This is a genomic window from Desulfonauticus autotrophicus, from assembly GCF_055381725.1.
The window spans coordinates 1,049,510-1,063,919 of record NZ_AP042395.1; the positions used below are offsets into that span (position 1 = coordinate 1,049,510).

General features: G+C 34.1%; 19 protein-coding genes. 16 read left to right on the plus strand and 3 right to left on the minus strand.

Annotated features, from left to right (window positions below):
* Positions 1-7 precede the first annotated feature (7 nt).
* Genes ACZ42F_RS06045 through ACZ42F_RS06055 form a run of 3 tightly spaced genes read right to left on the minus strand, consistent with a single transcriptional unit; the run spans position 8 to position 1,414 of the window.
* Entirely contained in the window at positions 8-277 is a 270-nt protein-coding gene (locus ACZ42F_RS06045) for a Sir2 family NAD-dependent protein deacetylase (RefSeq protein WP_464280111.1), read from the minus strand.
* Positions 278-288: 11 nt separating this feature from the next.
* The gene (locus tag ACZ42F_RS06050; protein ID WP_464280112.1) at positions 289-759 is read right to left on the minus strand and encodes a Sir2 family NAD-dependent protein deacetylase; all 471 of its coding nucleotides are present in this window, start codon (positions 757-759) and stop codon (positions 289-291) included.
* Complete coding sequence (locus ACZ42F_RS06055; RefSeq protein ID WP_464280113.1) at positions 743-1,414, minus strand: histidinol phosphate phosphatase domain-containing protein; 672 nt, start codon at positions 1,412-1,414, stop codon at positions 743-745. Before ACZ42F_RS06055 ends, ACZ42F_RS06050 begins: the two co-directional genes overlap by 17 nt.
* A gap of 132 nt (positions 1,415-1,546) precedes the next feature.
* Between ACZ42F_RS06055 and ACZ42F_RS06060 the strand changes: the two genes are divergently transcribed.
* The 16 genes from ACZ42F_RS06060 (at position 1,547) to ACZ42F_RS06135 (ending at position 14,030) form a co-directional block, all read left to right on the plus strand.
* Positions 1,547-2,830: a radical SAM/SPASM family putative metalloenzyme maturase gene (locus ACZ42F_RS06060; protein WP_464280114.1), complete on the plus strand. Its 1,284-nt coding sequence runs from the start codon at positions 1,547-1,549 to the stop codon at positions 2,828-2,830.
* A complete protein-coding gene (locus ACZ42F_RS06065) occupies positions 2,818-2,955 on the plus strand; it encodes a hypothetical protein (RefSeq protein WP_464280115.1) in 138 nt (45 codons plus the stop codon). Before ACZ42F_RS06060 ends, ACZ42F_RS06065 begins: the two co-directional genes overlap by 13 nt.
* Before the next feature lie 29 nt (positions 2,956-2,984).
* Positions 2,985-3,407, plus strand: coding sequence for an HAD-IIIA family hydrolase (locus ACZ42F_RS06070; RefSeq protein WP_464280209.1), 423 nt, complete (start codon positions 2,985-2,987; stop codon positions 3,405-3,407).
* The gene (locus ACZ42F_RS06075; protein ID WP_464280116.1) at positions 3,400-4,395 is read left to right on the plus strand and encodes a glycosyltransferase family 9 protein; all 996 of its coding nucleotides are present in this window, start codon (positions 3,400-3,402) and stop codon (positions 4,393-4,395) included. The genes ACZ42F_RS06070 and ACZ42F_RS06075 overlap by 8 nt, the downstream gene beginning before the upstream one ends.
* 190 nt (positions 4,396-4,585) lie before the next feature.
* Positions 4,586-4,978 (plus strand): type IV pilin protein, encoded by a 393-nt coding sequence (locus ACZ42F_RS06080; RefSeq protein ID WP_464280117.1) that lies wholly within the window; start codon positions 4,586-4,588, stop codon positions 4,976-4,978.
* Positions 4,979-5,140: 162 nt separating this feature from the next.
* Positions 5,141-6,946 carry a protein O-mannosyl-transferase family gene (locus ACZ42F_RS06085; RefSeq protein WP_464280118.1) on the plus strand — a complete coding sequence of 602 codons (1,806 nt, stop codon included), beginning with the start codon at positions 5,141-5,143 and terminating at the stop codon, positions 6,944-6,946.
* A complete protein-coding gene (locus tag ACZ42F_RS06090) occupies positions 6,927-7,526 on the plus strand; it encodes a hypothetical protein (RefSeq protein WP_464280119.1) in 600 nt (199 codons plus the stop codon). Before ACZ42F_RS06085 ends, ACZ42F_RS06090 begins: the two co-directional genes overlap by 20 nt.
* Before the next feature lie 39 nt (positions 7,527-7,565).
* Entirely contained in the window at positions 7,566-7,913 is a 348-nt protein-coding gene (locus ACZ42F_RS06095) for a glycosyltransferase family 9 protein (protein WP_464280120.1), read from the plus strand.
* Positions 7,883-8,602: a glycosyltransferase family 9 protein gene (locus ACZ42F_RS06100; protein WP_464280210.1), complete on the plus strand. Its 720-nt coding sequence runs from the start codon at positions 7,883-7,885 to the stop codon at positions 8,600-8,602. Before ACZ42F_RS06095 ends, ACZ42F_RS06100 begins: the two co-directional genes overlap by 31 nt.
* The gene (locus ACZ42F_RS06105; protein WP_464280121.1) at positions 8,599-9,309 is read left to right on the plus strand and encodes a polyprenol monophosphomannose synthase; all 711 of its coding nucleotides are present in this window, start codon (positions 8,599-8,601) and stop codon (positions 9,307-9,309) included. Before ACZ42F_RS06100 ends, ACZ42F_RS06105 begins: the two co-directional genes overlap by 4 nt.
* On the plus strand, positions 9,293-9,874 hold the full coding sequence (locus ACZ42F_RS06110; protein ID WP_464280122.1) for a class I SAM-dependent methyltransferase: 582 nt from the start codon (positions 9,293-9,295) through the stop codon (positions 9,872-9,874). The genes ACZ42F_RS06105 and ACZ42F_RS06110 overlap by 17 nt, the downstream gene beginning before the upstream one ends.
* 31 nt (positions 9,875-9,905) lie before the next feature.
* Positions 9,906-10,103, plus strand: coding sequence for an FkbM family methyltransferase (locus ACZ42F_RS06115; protein WP_464280211.1), 198 nt, complete (start codon positions 9,906-9,908; stop codon positions 10,101-10,103).
* 127 nt (positions 10,104-10,230) lie between these two features.
* A complete protein-coding gene (locus ACZ42F_RS06120) occupies positions 10,231-11,382 on the plus strand; it encodes a glycosyltransferase family 4 protein (protein WP_464280123.1) in 1,152 nt (383 codons plus the stop codon).
* Entirely contained in the window at positions 11,303-12,502 is a 1,200-nt protein-coding gene (locus ACZ42F_RS06125) for a lipopolysaccharide biosynthesis protein (protein ID WP_464280124.1), read from the plus strand. Before ACZ42F_RS06120 ends, ACZ42F_RS06125 begins: the two co-directional genes overlap by 80 nt.
* A 66-nt stretch (positions 12,503-12,568) precedes the next feature.
* Positions 12,569-13,714, plus strand: a complete 1,146-nt coding sequence (gene icd, locus ACZ42F_RS06130; protein WP_029966671.1) for an NADP-dependent isocitrate dehydrogenase — start codon at positions 12,569-12,571, stop codon at positions 13,712-13,714.
* 19 nt (positions 13,715-13,733) lie between these two features.
* Positions 13,734-14,030 (plus strand): MTH1187 family thiamine-binding protein, encoded by a 297-nt coding sequence (locus ACZ42F_RS06135; protein ID WP_029966673.1) that lies wholly within the window; start codon positions 13,734-13,736, stop codon positions 14,028-14,030.
* Positions 14,031-14,410: the final 380 nt, after the last annotated feature.

The following is a 14,410-nucleotide window of genomic DNA, read 5'->3' on the forward strand; positions in this document are numbered from 1 at the left end:
TTCTCCTTTATTTCTCTTCTTCTAAAAAACTCACTATTTGAGGTAAAACCTCTTCAGCTCCCCTTGCTATTTTCAAATCTGAAACGCCTTCATAGGCACTAGGCCCCAGGTTTATCTCTATCACCTTACCTCCTCTGGCCTTGACCATAGAAGGAAGGGTGTTGGCTGGAGCCACCTCTCCGGAAGTACCTATAACCAGCATTAGGTCTGCTTTCCTACTTAAATCCTGGCTCAAATACAAGGCCTTTGTGGGAATAGCTTCCCCAAAAAAGACCACATCTGGCCTGATTACTCCCTGACACTTGCTACAAAGCCAGGGAAGCTCCTCTTTTTCAAACTAAAGGCCTTTTCCCTGGGATATTCTAAGCCACAAAGATTGCAATAAAACCTATTTACTCCCCCGTGAAACTCTATAACTTCTTTAGAACCTGCCTCCTGATGCAGTCCATCAATATTCTGGGTAATAATGGCCTTTAAAATTCCCCTGGCTTCTAACTCAGCCAGAGCAAAGTGGGCAGGGTTGGGCCTGGCCTGTTTAAATAATAACACAGCTTCTCCCAAAAATTCCCACACTCCTTTGGGATTAAACTTTAAGGCATAGTCAGAACAGACTTCCCAGGGATTAAACTTAGACCAAAGCCCGCCCGGGCTTCTAAAGTCAGGAATCCCACTGGGTACAGAAATGCCCGCGCCAGTAAGAGCCAGAGCAAACCTGGCTTGCTTTAACCATCTAGCTGCTAATCTACACTTTTCTTCCATGGCTCCTGCTCCGTATTTTTTCCACCAGTTCTAAGCTGTTGTTTTCTAGCAGGTTTACCTCTTCTAAAGTCAAACCTGCTCCCAGGGCAATCCTGGTCCTTAGTTCTTTAGAAACCAGGTCAGAAGGGCTATGGGCATCATTATTGATTACCACCTTTGCCCCCCGGGCTAAAGCCAATTTTAAAACATGACCATTGGTAAGGCTATGCCCCTTTCTGGTGCTTAGTTCCAGGTAAACTCCCTTTTCCCTGGCCAGGTCAACTTCTTCTGGAGAAATGAGCCCTGGATGGGCTAAAATATCTGCTCCACCTTCCAGGGCTGCCAGATTGGTCCCCTTTTGAACTGGCTCCACAATGGTTTCACCATGCACTACCACATACTGGGCACCCAAAGCCCTTGCCTGGGCAATGGTCTCTGGAATCAAGGCTGGAGGCACATGAGTCAATTCTACCCCCACCAATACCTCTATGTCTGCATAGGTACTGTAAAGAGTGGATAGAGGTAAAAGATTGTGCAAAATAAGTTCTAGATTACTGTGATCAGCATGATCACTTAAGCCTATCACCTGATAACCTGCATATCTGGCCCTGCGAATAAGCTCTGCTGGAATAAGCTCTCCATCACTAAAGGTAGTATGAGTGTGTAAATCAATCATTGTTCCTCCCCTTTAACTAACTAATTTTATACATAATTTAAACTTTATTGCCAAAAAAAACAACTTAAGTTAAGAAGGCCATCTCTATTTTTAAAGCCTTTCTAAACCCTTAAAGAAAAATGGTCAAAAGCTATGAGCTACCCCCAGAAAATATTCTTAGAGATTACTACTAAATGTAATCTAAATTGTAACTTTTGTGTGAAAAATATTTCAGCCAGCCTAAAAAAAGAAAAAATTTTTCCCTTTGCCCTTTTCAAAAAACTGGTCAAAAACTTTTCTTCTGTAAACAGATTAATTTTAAATGGCATAGGAGAGCCGCTTTTACATCCCCAGCTAGAAGAATTTGTCGCTCTAGCCAAAAAACATATGCCAGCTACTTCCACAATAGCCTTTCAAAGCAATGGCATGTTGTTTACTCCTGAAAAAGTGCAAAACCTGCTCTCAGCCGGACTGGACCAAGTATGCCTGTCTCTGGATGGAGTGGAAGCAGATTTTTTACAGCAAAAAAGACAGGGAGCTTCCCTAAGCAAAATCTTAACTTCTCTGGACATGCTAAACTTGCACAGACAAAAAATAAATCCCCACTTTAAAATGGGTATAGAATTTGTCTTGATGAAATCCAATTATAAACAATTACCCCACTTAATTGAGCTAGCCCAAGAAAAAAATGTAGATTTTATTTTAGTTACACATTTACTTCCCTATTCTAAAGAAGTAGCCAATGAATGTCTATTTGAACCCAATACCCATAAAGCTAAAGAACTCTTTAACAAATATAAGGAAAAAGCCCAGAAGTTAGGCCTGGCCATTAAAGATTATTTTCAAGTACGCTGGAAATTCCACAAAAAAGAGCAGGATAAAAAACTTATAAACCTGGTAGAAACAATGATAAAAGAGGCTGAAAAAGAAAATATTTTACTACATCTAGAAAACCTGGTTTTCTGGGATGAACAAGACCTTACAGATTTAGAAAATATCCTGGAAACATCTTCCAATCTTGCCAGAAAATATAATATCTCTTTAGACTTACCACCTCTAAGGGCTCAAAACAAAAGAAAATGTGAGTTTGTAGAAGAAAAAAGTGTTTTTATTGATGTAGAAGGCAATGTTGCTCCCTGTTATTTTCTCTGGCATCAGTATAGTTGTTATATGGATAAACGCACTAAACACATCTATCCTGTATTTTTTGGCAACATCAAAGAAGAGGACTTGCAAGCTATCTGGAACAAGGAAAAGTTTATTCAGTTCAGGGAAGAAGTACTGCAGGTAAATTATCCTTATTGCAGCAATTGTCCTCTGGTGCCCTGTGATGACCTCTTGAATGAATCCTTTCCCTTTGAACACGACTGTTATGGAAACACAGTTCCCTGTGGCCATTGCCTGTGGTGTATGGGAGGCATTAGATGCCTAAGGTAAAAAATATTTTTTTAGATAGAGATGGAACTATCATCAAAGAAAAACACTACCTCTCCAACCCCCAGGAAGTAGAGCTCATTTTTGGGGCAAAAGAAACCCTGCTGGAAATGAAAAAAGGGGATTAAAACTTTTTATCATTACCAATCAAAGCGGTATTGGCCGTAATTATTTCTCCCTGGAAGACTTTTATAAGGTGCAAAAAAGATTAGATAGCCTTTTAGGAGAAGAAATTTTTACCCACACTGCTTTTTGCCCCCACACTCCAGAAGATAATTGCAATTGCCGCAAACCCAAAACTGGCCTATTTACAGCCCTTAAAGAGCAATACCACTTAAATCCAGAGGAATGTGTGGTTATTGGTGATAAAGTTAGCGATATTCTCTGGGGGAAAAACCTAAATTTTGCCCTATCCTGTCTGGTGCTGACCGGTCATGGCCCAAAAGAAATAACCAGGCTAAATCTAAAACTACCCTGGCAACCATTACACTATCAAAAAGTGAAAACGGATTTTCCCCTTTTAATTGCCAGGGATTTAAAAGCTGCCTGGCAGGGGATAAAAGACCTGGATTATGTCTAAAGAAACCATCTTGCTTATTCGCTTCAGTTCCCTTGGAGATGTGGCGCTTACCAGCGGGCTGGCCAGGTATCTAGCAGAAGAGGAAAAAAAACAGGTTGTTATTTTAACCAAAAAAATTTTTGCTCCCTTATTTAAGGAAAACCCCTTTATACAAGAAGTGCTGGAAATAAAAAAAGGAAATGTAAAGGAACTCCTTCAGCTAAGTAAACACATAAGAAAAAAATATCCTCACCTAACCATCCTGGATTTGCACCAAAACTTGCGCTCCTTTTTAATTAAACTTTTTACTCGAAAACCTCACAAAAGTTATGCAAAACTATCTGTAGCCAGAAGGCTCTATCTCCTTTCTAAAGGAAAATTTAAAACACCTAAGTTAAAACTATCTGTGCCTCAACGCTATGGCCTGGCCTATTATTCCTTAGACAACCTGCCTCCAGCCAGGGCCTTAAGGCCTCAATTTTTTTTACATCCCGAGGAAATAGAAGAAGCTAAAAAACTTTTAACCTCCTTAAATATCCCTTCTCCTTTTGTGGCCATTCACCCTTATGCTTCTTATCCTACCAAGACCTGGCCTGGAGATTACTGGCAAAAGTACATTGCCCTGTTAGAACAGGCCAATATTCCCTTTATCATTCTGGGACGCTCTGCTTATTCTTTGGTAAACACTAAAAATGATTTAACCAATAAAAGCAACTTAAGGCAAACTCTGGCCCTTTTAAAACTGGCCAAAGTAGTGGTAAGTACAGATTCTGGACCTTTGCACCTGGCCTGGGGACTAGACAAACACATTATAACGCTCTTTGGCCCAAGCGATTCTGCCTGGGGTTTTTTCCCCTATGGAAACAAAGTTACATTAATCCAGGAAGCAGTTAGCTGCCGCCCTTGCTCCTTACACGGGTCTATTAGCTGTGCTTATAATTTACAGTGCTTAACAAAAATTAAACCTAAAAAAATATATCAATTGACAAAAGATACCTTTTTTCTTTAAGAGAGGTTTCTATAAATAACTTACGAACAGGTTTTTTAAAAATTAGGGACAATTTTTGTCAACCAACTGACAAAAATTGTCATTCAAAAGAAAAAAATAAAAATAACTCATTTAATTAGCTGGGGTTTAATTTTGGCATACTCCTTGAGAGTATACATAAAAAAGATAAAAAATTTTAAGGAGGTTTTTTATGAACAAGGAAAAAGGTTTTACCCTGATCGAACTTTTAATCGTAGTAGCCATCATTGGTATCCTGGCTGCTATTGCTATCCCACAATTCAACAAGTACAAAGAAAGGGCAGCCAGATCTGCTGCTGTATCTGATGCCAAAAACCTGGCTACTGAAATCGAAGCCTATTATGCTGATAACGGTAACTATCCAGGCGATTTAAACGCTACGGGTGGTAGTATTGTTCATATAGGAGAGAGCAATTTTACGCTGTCTGATAATAATTCACTGGGAGCTTATAACACCTATGCTAACGCGGAAGGATATAGCTATACTATTCATAATAAAGTTTACAGTAAATCTGTTGCTTTTGATTCCACTAAAGGTGGAGTTGACACTAATCTATGGAAATAAATAATAAGTCCTGCTGGTATTTATTTTATTAAACAAAAAGCAGGTAAGGATGAATCCTTGCCTGCTTTTTACTTTTTTTAAAAAATGCAAAAAGAAAAAATAATTAATTTATTAAAATCAAACATACTTTTTTATAACTCATGCTTTCTCCTCTTTTTTATTTTGCAGGCCAAAACTCTTACCACCGGAGATGGTGGTGAGCTTATTGGAGCAAGTTTTGGGTTGGGTATTGCCCATCCTTCTGGCTATCCTCTTTATCTACTTCTGGGCAAGCTTTTTACCCTTTTGCCTCTGGGAAATATTCCCTTAAAAGTGGTATTACTGTCTTCTTTATCCAGTGCAGTTATCCTTACCCTAATCTTTTCTTATTTAAAAAAACACTATTCCTTTGGGACTGGTCTTTTTACCGCTCTTTTACTCTTAAGTTCCTATTCCTTTGTAGGGCAATCCCTGCTGGCTAAATTTTACCCTTTAATTACTTTAGTTATTCTACTTGTTTTTTATCTTGGGTTAAAAACCTTAGAAGAATACAGCTTAAAAAATCAATTAATTATCTCTTTTCTTTTTGGCCTGTCTTTTAGCTTACACCATCTAGTCTTTTTAATGTTTATTCCCCTAGTAATTCCTCTGGTCGTACATTTTAAACAAGCAATAAAAAATATCTTACCAAGTTTACTTGTCTGCTGCCTAGGAGCAACTTCTACTCTTTATATTCTAATCCGTTCTTTAAAGCCAACTTTAATAAATCTTTCTCCTTCGCCTAATTTTTCTGGTCTCATTTATACTTTACTTAGAAAATCTTACAAACAAAGTTCTTCTCCAGAATTAGTCAAATCTCTATTTTTTATAAATATAGATAAGCTGGGTAATGCCTTAAAAAACTCTTTTTTACTCTTAAAAAATCAATTCCATATTTATGCTTTTGTCTTTTTTCTTCTGGGACTTATTTTTCTTTTTAGCCATAAAAACTTACGCACTAAAGTTTTTTACCTTATGTCCTCCTTTATAACCTATTGTTTTATTTTAGCCTATCTTACTTTTTCCAATCCAAACATAACTCTAGATACTGCTTATATAGTTGAACACCAGTACTTTCTACCTGCTCTTTTATTTTTTGCTCTTATATGCGCATTGGGATTTTTCTATATAGAAAACAAGCTAAAAAAAGTTAAATATTTTCTTTTAATTTTTCCCCTAATCTATATCCCCAACAATCTTTTCTTGAATAATTATGATAGCAATGAAGTAGCTAAATACAAAACTGTTGATTCTCTATTTATAAAACCAGTAAAATCAATTATTGTCTATTCTGGAGACAATGATGTTTTTCAAGGCTGGTATCAAAAAAATATTGAAAAATTTAGAGACGATATTTGCTTAATCAGTGCTCCAAAAGTTGAAAGTAAAATTTGGGATATTAACAATGGTTGCAACTACGAAATATATGCAAAATCTTATCCTGAGATCCATGATCTAAATAATATTTTTAATTGGGCTAAAGTTAAATCTTATATGAATAAATTCAGAGTATATTCTTCTTCTCCAATAGAAAATAATCAAAATCTTTCTCCATACTTAAAATCATATTATTCAGCATTAGATTTTTTAGTTTTGCCAAAAGAAACAAAAATAAATTATCAGCAAATTGACCATTTTAATAAGAACCTTAGAAAAAAATTAAACATTTTTATTCATGATAGAGTATGTATACGAAATAAAACAGATGACCTATTCTCAATGTCTTTATGTCGTAAATATTCAACTTTTTTTACTTTTTTAGCAAAAGACACTTCAGAAAAATACCCCTATGGTAAAAAAATAAACATCAATTTATATTTTGAAAATACAAATTACAGTTTTAACATTCCTATAAACAATCATACAGGCAAGTTTCTAATTCAATCTAAAACAATAGAAGAGTATAATAATTACAATCATTTTTATCTTTATGAAGAAAATAATAATTAGTTCCATCCTTAGTTTAATAATAATTTTTGTCTTTATTCTTGGAAAACAGATTTATCTCTATCACTCTGCTTCTTCTATAAAGTCCCCAAAGGAGAAAATAGACATCTATAGCAGGATTATTTATCTTCACCTTCCCTTTTCTCCTTTTGAAAAAAAAGCCATACAGAATATTTTAGAACTGGCAAAAACTCATCAAGAACTAGAATTATATGCTTATGAAATACTCAGAAGCACTATCTATGGCATAAGACACTTTTCTACTCCCTATAAAAGAGAACTTGCTTTTCTAGAAGATAAAATAGCTAACCTTAGAGCCCAAAAATTACTAGCAGACGGCTATAAAAAAAGCTATGAAGAAACCTATGAGGAAATGAAAAAAATCATGAGCACAGACCTGGCTCCCAATAGTTTTTTGTCCTTAATAAGCATTTTATCATTTCTCTTTTTTATATATTTTACTATTACTTCCATTTCTAAATGTTGTGAAAATAACAAATTTCAATATAAAAAATTTGCTTTTAGTTTTATAAAAATATTTATAATGTGGTTAATATGGATAACAACTCTGTATCTAGCTTAATTTTAAAAAAACTATTCTTATTCTTAAATAAATAAGGATATGAAAATTTTAATTACCCCTCAGTTTGGCATTGGCGATGCCCTGATGACTACACCAGCGATAAAGCTTTTAAAAGAGTATAAGCCTGATTTTGAAATTCATGTATTAACCATGAAAAAGGCAATTTATGATCTTTTTTTAAAAAATCCATATATAGATCAATTAATTTATTTTCCTCTATTAAAGAAAAATAAATTGGAGATATTAAAATTTATCCTTACCACTATCAGTTTTAAATATGACTGTGTAATAAACTTTTACCCTTCTAACCGCGCAGCTTATAATATTTTTGCCCTGCTAACCTTTGCGAAAAAAGAATTGGGCATTCCTATTTACACTCCAACTTAACTCAGTTAAATTTTCTAAAAAATTATCGCCCAATGGAGTTAAATGCCCTTCATTGCGTAGAAGAAAATGTAAGACTTTTAGAATTTTTTGGTATTAAACTTAAGCGTACTCAAATACCTGAAATGCTGGTAATGTTGTCTACAGAAGAAATAAAAAAAGCTCAAAATTATTTAAACCAATTCCCTACTCCACGAATAGGCATTCATACAGGTTCAAGTACCTTTAAAAACCATAGATATAAAAGGTGGCCTAAAGAGTATTTTCTTGAGGTAATCAATAATCTTTCAAATTATCAATTTTTTCTATTTGGAACTGATGAAGAGAAAATAGAAAATGACTTTATTTTCAAAAACCGCTTGTATGATAACGTAACGATGGTAAAAACTAAAAATATTAGAGAAACAGCAGCAATTATCAAAGGACTGGACTTATTTGTTAGTAATGATTCAGGTCTTATGCACCTATCTGCTGCAGTTGGCACAAAAACGATTGGAATTTTTGGCCCAACTAATCCTGTTTGGGTAAAACCCTGGGGTAAACAAAATGCAATCGTAAAACCTGAAATACCATGTTCACCCTGCTTTGTCTATTCTCCCAAACCCCTTGTTTGTAAAAATTACCATAAATGGGCTTGTTTAAAAAAACTAGATCCCCAAATAGTACTTCATACAATAGAGAAAGTCTTATGAAAACCCTGTTAGTACTTCCCACTTACAATGAAAAAGAAAATATTGAAAAGATATTAAACAATTTATTGCAGCAAACTTCTCTGGATATCCTGGTGGTAGATGACAATTCTCCAGATAATACCGCCCAGATAGTTAAAAAGATTCAAGCCCAAGAATCCAGAGTTTTCTTAATTGAGCGTCCAGCTAAGCTGGGATTGGGTACAGCCTATATCACAGGATTTCAATGGGGATTAAAAAAGAGTTATGATTGTTTTATGGAAATGGATGCAGATTTTTCCCATGACCCTAAAGACATTCCCAGATTTATGGAAAAGATAGAAAAGGGCTTTGACCTGGTAGTAGGTTCCCGCTACCTCCAGGGGACAATTAGTGTTGTTGGCTGGGATTTCAAAAGATTATTACTTTCTAAGTTTGCCAACTGGTATGCTACTACGATTCTGGGGATAAAAAAATACTCTGATGTCACCAGTGGCTATAGGGCTTACTCCAGAAAAGCTCTGGAAACCATAAACTTAGAAAATATAAAGTCCAATGGTTATGCCTTTCAAATTGAAATGGTTTACAAAATACACCAGGCTGGTTTAAAAACAACCGAAATTCCCATTATTTTCTATGAGCGAGAACATGGCTCTTCTAAAATGAGCAGGAAAATAGCTTTAGAAGCAGCTATAATAGTTTGGAGGTTAAGATTTGAACATAAAATTTAATAAATTTATATTTTATTTGTCTTATTTTTATTACAAAATGATTATTCCATTTGAAATAAAGAAGCCTAAGTTTAAATTTTTTATTTATGAAATTATTTATTCTTTTAAAAAACTTTTTAACTATTTTGATATGTTCAGATATCCTTTTAACGACAATAATATTATTACTAAATATGGTAAATATAAAATTAGACCTAAAACTACTGATGCTATAACTATCTCTCCAGCTTATGAAAGATTAGACTTAAACTTTACTATAAACTTAATAAAAAATAATATATCTAAAAATATATTATTTTTTGATATTGGAGCAAACATTGGCGGGTATAGTATTTCAATTGGAAATATATTTAAAAATAAGAAAAATTTAGATATTTTTTCTTTTGAACCTATTGAAGAAAATTACAAATTACTTATTGATAATATTAAATTAAACCAACTAGAACACAAGATAACTCCAGTTAAAAAAGGTTTATCCGATATATGTGAATCAAGAGAAATTAAATTTAAATTTGGAAAACATAGGCAAATTTGTGAAATTACAACATTAGATACTTTTTTTTGATTCGTGTATTAAAAATAAGTATGATTTAATTATACTTAAAATTGATGTAGAAGGTATGGAGAAAAATGTTATAAGAGGTGGAAAATATTTTTTAAATAAAAATAAAGGAAAAATATTTTTGATGGTAGAAGATTTTATAGATGAAAGTATAATTGAGTATCTATTTAAAAAATATAATGCAATTTTATTAAACAAATTTACACCTTATAATAGCTGGTGGCTACTATAAGAATTCGAGATTAGTAAAGATAAGATAGAAATAATTGCCAATTCAAATTTTTTAGTTATCACATCACCTTAGAAAGGTCAGAGATTCATTGCCATAAAAAGTTTGTCTATAATATGCAATTAAAAAAATGAAAATCCTTCATCTACTCTACGACCACATCCACAACCCCTGGATTGGAGGAGGTGCTGCTGTTCGAGCCTATGAGATTTATAAACAACTAGCTCAAAAAGGACACCAAATTACTATAATTTCAGGAAAATATCCCGATTGTAAAGATATTGAAGAAAAAAATTTGCAATTTAAATTTGTAGGTACTGGCAAGAACTATATACTTAGTACCTTTTCTTATGCTTACTTTGCCAATCAATTTCTAAAAAATAATTTTCATAAATTTGATGTAATTATCGAAGATTTTGCTCCCTGGAATCCAGTATTTTCCTATAAAATAGCCAGGCAAAAGCCTATTATTCTTCAAATTCATCATAGAGAAGAGTATAACATATTAAAAAAATATTTTATTTTAGGTATTCCTTTTTTTATAATAGAAAAATTTTACCCTAAAAAATTTATAAATATAAGTTCTGTTTCACAACAAACATCATATAAATATTCTTTGAAAAACTATAAAATAATACCAAATGGAATTGATGAAAATTTACTTAAAATAAATACAAATAACACTAACAATTATATTCTGTATGTAGGTAGAATAGATTTATACAATAAAGGCATAGATTTACTAATTCAAGCAACTCATACTTTTCCCTTAGCTATTGCTGGAAAAGGTAAAGATGAAAAAAAGTTAAAAACTAAAATTAAGAGTAAAAAAAATATAAAATTTTACGGCTTTGTTGATAATAAAGAAAAAATAGATCTAATATCAAATGCTAAATTTTTAGTTATGCCTTCTAGATTTGAAGGACAAGGTATAGTAGCTCTAGAAGCTGCTGCCCTTGGTAAACCTCTTATAGTTTCTGATATACCTGAGCTATATTATGTGGTGGAAAATGGTTTTGGTATATGTTTTAAAAAAGATGATCCTGAAGATCTGGCAAAGAAAATAAAATTTCTCTGGGATAATCCAAAATTAACTGCAGCAATGGGAAAAAAGGTCGTCAGTTTGCCCAGAATTTCACCTGGGAGCAAATTGCTAAAACCTACGAAGAATACCTACTTCAAACCTATAGAGAATTTCACTCATGTTAAAAAATATATCTTTTGTTTCTCTCTCTTTTTTATACATCAATATCCTTGGATATATTTTTCACTTTTATGTTAGCAGGCACCTGGGTCCTGCTGGTTATGGTGAATTTATGGTACTTTACTCTTTAATGTTAAGTGTTGGTAATATGGCACGTATCTTTAGCACTGTCTCCGTAAAAAGTATTGTGGAAAATTTTGAACAAAAATACGCAGTGCTCAGGTTTCTGCGTAAATTTGGGCTCTTATTTGGAATTCTACTTTCCCTTTCAGGCCTTATCCTTTCTCCTTTTTTAAAATCTTTTTTAAAAATAAGCTACTTGCCTTATGTCTGGGTTATAGCCCTGACCTGGGGGGCTATGTTTTTGGTAGCTGTAGAAAGGAGTTTTTTACAGGCTACTGATAGATTTGGACTTTTTGCCTTTTCCTCTTCTTTAGAACTCACCCTGAGGTTAATGTTTACGCTTATCTTTTTTCTTCTTGGCTTTTATATCTGGGGAGCAATTTTTCCTTCTCTTTTGGCCTTAATTCTTATTTTTATTTTGCTTTTAAGCATAAATAAAAATTTTTTTGGCCCCCTGAAAAAGATACCTTTAAAAAAGCTATTCCTTATTGCTGCCTATTCTTCACCTTCTGGTTTTTTTATTTATTTAGACGATATATTTATCAAAAGATTTTTTTCTCCAGAAAATGCCGGTTATTATGCTTCAGTCTCTATCCTGGGAAAGGCTTTAATCTGGTTTTCCCTTACTATTTTTTCTGTATTTTTCCCTAAATTAGTCGCCAATAAAAAAAATATTTCTCTTTTTAAAAACCTTGCCCTTAGCTCTGTATTGCTCACTACTGTTATTTTTATTTTAACTGAAATTTGTATCTTAACCATAGGCAAATTTGTATTTATTCATCTTTTTGGCAGTAAATACCTTCAGGCTTTTTCCCTGCTTCCCCTGTACATAATAGCCATATTACCTCTAACCATATCCATAATTATCATAGGCATAAATACTTCTACAGAAAAAAGACTAAAAACTATTTATATCCATCTATTTTCCTATCTCCTGGGTTTTTTAATTTTACCCTTTAACAACCTGAAAAACTATATGCTCTACATCTTTTGCTTAAATCTATTTTTCTGCCTCATCTCTTTATTTAACCTATTTTCTAAAGACAACCTCTTACCTCTTTCTGAGTCTGGATAACCTAAAAATATTTGACCAACCCAAACTATCCTTTTAATCTCTGGCAAAAAATCAAGGGGAGGGAATATGGAGACTGTTTACTTTATTGCTGGAGATGGAATTGGACCAGAAGTAATGTCTGTAGCTCAAGAAGTGGTAAAAGAAGCTCTAAAACTGCACAACCTGGAACAGGCAATAACCTGGCAGGAACTTCTGGCTGGAGAAAAGGCCTTTCAGGAAACAGGTGAATATTTGCCTGAGGAAACCCTGGCCACACTCAAAAGAGCCAGATTTGCAGTAAAAGGTCCTTTAACTACTCCTGTAGGCAAGGGTTTTAGAAGTTTAAATGTGACCTTAAGGCAAACCTTTGATCTTTATGCCTGCATAAGACCCATAAGATACTTTCAGGGTGTATCCAGCCCGGTAAAGCATCCAGAAAAAGTTGATATGGTTGTTTTTAGAGAAAATACTGAAGATGTTTATGCGGGGATAGAGTGGCAGGCCAATTCTTCAGAAGTAAAAAAACTTATCTCCTTTTTGGAACAAGAACTAAATATTGCCTTGAACCCAGAATCAGCCCTGGGCCTAAAACCCATGACTGAAAAGGGATGCAAACGCTTAATAAAAAAGGCCATAGAATATGGGCTGCAAAACAATAGAAAGTCAGTTACCCTGGTGCACAAAGGTAATATTATGAAATATACTGAAGGTGCCTTTAGAAACTGGGGCTATGAACTGGCCAGGGAAGAATTTGCAGGAAAAGTAATAACAGAACAAGAAGCCCAAGAAAACAAAAAGGGATTGGTTTTAAAAGACAGGATTGCAGATGCCATGTTTCAGGAGGTCTTATTACGCCCTGAAGAATACGATATTGTCGCCACTACCAATTTAAATGGAGACTATATCTCTGATGCTCTGGCTGCTCAGGTGGGAGGCCTGGGGATTGCTCCAGGAGTGAACAAGGGAGACAACCTGGCCATTTATGAGCCCACCCATGGCACTGCTCCTACCATTGCTGGACAGGACAAAGCCAATCCCTGTAGCATGATTCTAAGTATGGCCATGTTGCTTAGAGATATGGGGCTCTCTAAAGTTGCTTTCAGCATTGAACAAGCAGTGGAAAAAACCATTGCCCAAAAAACAGTTACCATAGATCTGGCCTCGCAAATGGAAAAGGCCAGCGTCCTTGGGTGTAAGGCCTTTGGAGAAAGGGTAATAAGTAATCTGGCTTAAAACTTAAGCAGGAGTGAGTATGAGCACTTTGGCAGAACTAAGCATTTTTCCTTTGGACAAGGGAGAAAGCTTGAGTAAGTATGTGGCAAAAGCTGTAAAAATAATTCAAAAAAGCTCCTTACCTTACCAACTAACCCCTATGGGGACCTGTATAGAAGGAGATTTTGAAGATATCCTAGAAGTGGTAAAAAAATGCTTTCAAGAACTTGAGCCAGAATGTAATCGTATTTATCTCAATTTAAAAATTGACTTTCGCCAAAATAGAGAACAGGGGCTTATAAATAAGGTAAAATCAGTCCAGGAAAAACTCACCTAAAAAACAAAAAAGGGAGGCTAAAATTAGCCTCCCTTTTCCTGGCCTCTTTAAAAAATCTTAATCCATACTAGATAAATAGGAATTAAAAATATTTTGATTTAAGGTCCTAAAAGCCTTGATAAGCCTTTTTTTCATCTTCTCTCCTAAATAATATAAACTGCGAAGAATCATAATTTACCTCCTTTTATCCAGGGTTAACAACCACTGACCGAAAACTCCTTTAAGCATTTAAGACATCCTGTCAAGTGAAAAATTTCACTTTCCTCCTTTTTACTCCCAGTTATTCTTTATAACTTTCAAACTTATGCTTTAACCTGCTAAATTAACAGCTTTTTTTGATTTGCCCTTTTGCCTGAGAAAAGTTATAGTTTTTTAAATTT

Bases quoted from the DNA above. Each gene is read 5' to 3' on its own strand.
- ACZ42F_RS06080 (WP_464280117.1), top strand. From the start codon at position 4,586: ATGAACAAGGAAAAAGGTTTTACCCTGATCGAACTTTTAATCGTAGTA.
- ACZ42F_RS06135 (WP_029966673.1), top strand. From the start codon at position 13,734: ATGAGCACTTTGGCAGAACTAAGCATTTTTCCTTTGGACAAGGGAGAA.
- ACZ42F_RS06060 (WP_464280114.1), top strand. From the start codon at position 1,547: ATGAGCTACCCCCAGAAAATATTCTTAGAGATTACTACTAAATGTAAT.
- ACZ42F_RS06065 (WP_464280115.1), top strand. From the start codon at position 2,818: ATGCCTAAGGTAAAAAATATTTTTTTAGATAGAGATGGAACTATCATC.
- ACZ42F_RS06105 (WP_464280121.1), top strand. From the start codon at position 8,599: ATGAAAACCCTGTTAGTACTTCCCACTTACAATGAAAAAGAAAATATT.
- ACZ42F_RS06055 (WP_464280113.1), bottom strand. From the start codon at position 1,414: ATGATTGATTTACACACTCATACTACCTTTAGTGATGGAGAGCTTATT.
- ACZ42F_RS06050 (WP_464280112.1), bottom strand. From the start codon at position 759: ATGGAAGAAAAGTGTAGATTAGCAGCTAGATGGTTAAAGCAAGCCAGG.
- ACZ42F_RS06090 (WP_464280119.1), top strand. From the start codon at position 6,927: ATGAAGAAAATAATAATTAGTTCCATCCTTAGTTTAATAATAATTTTT.
- ACZ42F_RS06120 (WP_464280123.1), top strand. From the start codon at position 10,231: ATGAAAATCCTTCATCTACTCTACGACCACATCCACAACCCCTGGATT.
- ACZ42F_RS06095 (WP_464280120.1), top strand. From the start codon at position 7,566: ATGAAAATTTTAATTACCCCTCAGTTTGGCATTGGCGATGCCCTGATG.
- icd (WP_029966671.1), top strand. From the start codon at position 12,569: ATGGAGACTGTTTACTTTATTGCTGGAGATGGAATTGGACCAGAAGTA.
- ACZ42F_RS06075 (WP_464280116.1), top strand. From the start codon at position 3,400: ATGTCTAAAGAAACCATCTTGCTTATTCGCTTCAGTTCCCTTGGAGAT.
- ACZ42F_RS06125 (WP_464280124.1), top strand. From the start codon at position 11,303: ATGTTAAAAAATATATCTTTTGTTTCTCTCTCTTTTTTATACATCAAT.